Origin of the sequence: Staphylococcus sp. HMSC62A08 (assembly GCF_001839105.1) — a bacterium.
GTDB lineage: Bacteria > Bacillota > Bacilli > Staphylococcales > Staphylococcaceae > Staphylococcus > Staphylococcus caprae.
In genome coordinates this window covers 1-3,095 of record NZ_KV840048.1, presented here as the reverse complement: position 1 = coordinate 3,095, position 3,095 = coordinate 1, and the positions used below count along the sequence as shown (strand labels likewise).

Genomic DNA, 3,095 nt, shown 5'->3' with positions numbered 1-3,095 from the left:
ATATCAACTAATAATTCTTTGCCATGGTTATGCGCTTCTTCGATAGCACTTTTAATTGAAGCATCTTCAGAAACACCCAGAATTGTTACGATGTCAGCACCGAATTTTACAGCTTGACTTACTTCATAACTAGCAGCATCCATAATTTTTAAATCTGCTAATACTTGTGTGTTAGTGACTGATTTACTCATATGTTCAACAGCAGATAGTCCTTCATTTATAACAATTGGTGTTCCAATTTCTACGATATCAATGAATTCCTCTACTTTTTGAGCTAATTTTGCTGCTTCTTTTTGGTCTAATAAATCGATTGCTAATTGTAATTTCATTAAAGTTTCTCCTCTCTATCTTTTATAATGCTATTATGTTATTGGTTGTTTCGAATAACAATACTGACATTTTTGTCACTATATGAAAATGGAGGATTCGTATTGCTAATTGAATATAATAATAAAGAATTTTATACATCGAAAGATTTAGCCCTGTCTGTCATTGGTGGAAGATGGAAGATTGCCATTGTTTACCATCTTTTGCAGAGTAATCGTTTAAGGTTAAGTGAATTACAAAATAAACTACCTGATATCAACCAGCGAATGTTAATAAGACAACTTAGAGAACTAGAACAAGACAAAATTCTCGAAAGGACGGTCTATCCAGTAGTCCCTCCTAAAGTAGATTATAGATTGACTGAAATAGGACTAAAGCTTGATAAAGTAGTATTTTCAATTTGTAATTGGGGAGATGATTTTCTAGATACAGTTAGAAAGTAATAATCATAGATAATGAGAGAACCTACAATTATCAGAAGTTTTTACCTAAAAAAGATATATTAAAGTTTTATAAATCTTTAATGCATCTTTTAGAGTTTTTTAGTTGCTTTTAAAACTATTCTTTTATGGAATAAGTCAGATTAAAAATGAGTATTTTTATTATAAGTTGAATTGTATTACACTAATACTTAGTCACAAAAAAGGAAGAGGAATTATTTATGAATACTAAAGAGTCAAAAACAGTTGTCATTATTGGTGCTGGGGTATTAAGTACTACTTTTGGTTCTATGCTTAAAGAAATAGAACCTAATTGGAATATTAAACTATATGAACGTTTAGATCGTCCAGGTATTGAAAGTTCTAATGAACGTCATAATGCCGGAACTGGCCATGCTGCTTTATGTGAACTGAACTATACAGTAAGAAAGCCTGATGGTTCAATTGATATTGAAAAAGCAAAAGAAATTAATGAGCAATTTGAAATTTCAAAACAATTTTGGAGCCACTTAGTTAAAAATAAAAGTATTTCTAACCCTAAAGAATTTATTCAGCCTTTACCTCATATTAGTTTTGTGAGAGGTAAAAATAATGTTCAATTTTTAAAAGATCGCTATTATGCGATGAAAGATTTTCCGATGTTTGACAATATTGAATATACGGAAGATATTGAGGAAATGAGAAAATGGATTCCTTTAATGATGAAAGGGCATAATTCGAGTGATATTATGGCCGCTAGTAAAATTAATGAAGGTACAGATGTTAATTTTGGTGAGCTTACTCGAAAAATGGCTAAAAATATTGAACAACATCCGAATGCTAATGTTCAATATAATCATGAAGTCATAGATTTTAATCATCGAAAAGATGGTAAATGGGAAGTTAAAGTACGTCAACGCAATAGTGGTGATGTGCAAACAGAACTTGCTGATTATGTATTTATTGGTGCTGGTGGTGGAGCCATTCCATTATTACAAAAAACAGGTATTCCAGAAAGCAAAAATTTGGGTGGTTTCCCAATTACAGGTCAATTCTTAATTTGTACTAACCCTGATACCATAGCCAAGCATGACGCTAAGGTATATGGTAAAGAGCCTAAAGGTACACCACCTATGACTGTACCTCACTTGGATACACGTTATATTGATGGTGAACGTACCTTATTATTTGGCCCATTTGCTAGTGTAGGCCCTAAATTCTTAAAAAATGGTTCGAATTTAGATTTATTTAAATCGATTAAACCATATAATATTTCAACACTTTTATCTGCCGCAGTAAAAAATTTACCTTTAATTAAATATTCGTTTGATCAAATATTAATGACTAAGGAAGGGTGTATGAATCATTTACGTACGTTTTATCCAGAAGCACGTGATGAAGATTGGCAGTTGTATACTGCTGGTAAACGTGTACAAGTCATCAAAGATACACCTGAACATGGAAAAGGTTATATTCAATTTGGAACGGAAGTAGTTAATTCTAAAGATCACTCAATTATTGCTTTACTAGGAGAATCACCTGGGGCTTCAACTTCAGTTTCTGTAGCTTTAGAAGTACTTGAAAAAAACTTCTCAGAATATGAATCAAAATGGACACCAAAAATCAAAAAAATGATACCATCTTATGGCCAATCATTAGTTAATGATATTGGATTAATGAGAACTATTCGAAAACAAACATCTAAAGATTTAGAATTAAATTATTATGAAAACAAATAGAGTAAAGGAATGACAAATTTGAAAAAATTATTTGTAGCAATAGCTATTTGTACTATTGGTTATAGTGTACTTAAACGTTATCAAAAACATGTAAATAAAATACCAAATATTGAATACTAAATTTATATATAATCTCCAAGAGCATGATATTAATAACATCTTTTTTATATTAAAAAATGGATGGACAAATCAAAAATACCAGATTCTATTTAATATAGAGTCCGGTATTTTTTGTCATTGTTAATGATGTGATATATTAAAATAGTGTAAATTAAGTTTACAAATCATTCTAGAAATGTTAGAAATTTATATGGTTACATCATTTTAATTTGTATAAAGGAGTGTACATTTATGTCAGGTATTGTTGAGTCATTACATAATGCAGTAAATTCAGGTTTACATGTCAAACAAGACTGGGTAGACATGGGCTTTGGCATTGCTAATACAATTGCTAAAATCGTTGACCAAGTACTTAAATTTGTTTAATAAATTAAAATTTAATTTTAAAACAGGGTATTACTTTAAAGTAGTATCCTGTTTTTTGTTTGTATAAAGAATACCATACGCATAGCGTATGGTTCAGAACAGTTTCTACCGTTGTCACAAAAAA

General features: G+C 30.1%; 5 protein-coding genes. 4 read left to right on the top strand and 1 reads right to left on the bottom strand.

Annotation, left to right across the window (positions count from 1 at the left end; all coding sequences use genetic code 11):
- The coding region (locus tag HMPREF3264_RS10700) for an orotidine 5'-phosphate decarboxylase / HUMPS family protein (protein ID WP_176746843.1) at nt 1-329 on the bottom strand (329 nt) is incomplete at its 3' end.
- A gap of 102 nt (nt 330-431) precedes the next feature.
- On the opposite strand from HMPREF3264_RS10700, the gene HMPREF3264_RS10695 reads away from it, so the two are divergent.
- From HMPREF3264_RS10695 to HMPREF3264_RS10685, 4 genes are all read left to right on the top strand, one after another.
- Nucleotides 432-770, top strand: a complete 339-nt coding sequence (locus HMPREF3264_RS10695; protein WP_002436858.1) for a winged helix-turn-helix transcriptional regulator — start codon at nt 432-434, stop codon at nt 768-770.
- Nucleotides 771-988: 218 nt separating this feature from the next.
- Nucleotides 989-2,485, top strand: a complete 1,497-nt coding sequence (lqo, locus tag HMPREF3264_RS10690) for an L-lactate dehydrogenase (quinone) (RefSeq protein WP_070873303.1) — start codon at nt 989-991, stop codon at nt 2,483-2,485.
- A 9-nt stretch (nt 2,486-2,494) separates the two neighbouring features.
- Complete coding sequence (locus HMPREF3264_RS13010; protein ID WP_080550853.1) at nt 2,495-2,605, top strand: SE2200 family small protein; 111 nt, start codon at nt 2,495-2,497, stop codon at nt 2,603-2,605.
- 231 nt (nt 2,606-2,836) lie between these two features.
- A complete protein-coding gene (locus HMPREF3264_RS10685; RefSeq protein WP_002436888.1) occupies nt 2,837-2,971 on the top strand; it encodes a beta-class phenol-soluble modulin in 135 nt (44 codons plus the stop codon).
- Nucleotides 2,972-3,095 lie beyond the last annotated feature (124 nt).

What these genes read in the sequence shown, in the direction of transcription:
- lqo (WP_070873303.1), top strand. Translation starts at nt 989, where the DNA reads ATGAATACTAAAGAGTCAAAAACAGTTGTCATTATTGGTGCTGGGGTA.
- HMPREF3264_RS13010 (WP_080550853.1), top strand. Translation starts at nt 2,495, where the DNA reads ATGACAAATTTGAAAAAATTATTTGTAGCAATAGCTATTTGTACTATT.
- HMPREF3264_RS10685 (WP_002436888.1), top strand. Translation starts at nt 2,837, where the DNA reads ATGTCAGGTATTGTTGAGTCATTACATAATGCAGTAAATTCAGGTTTA.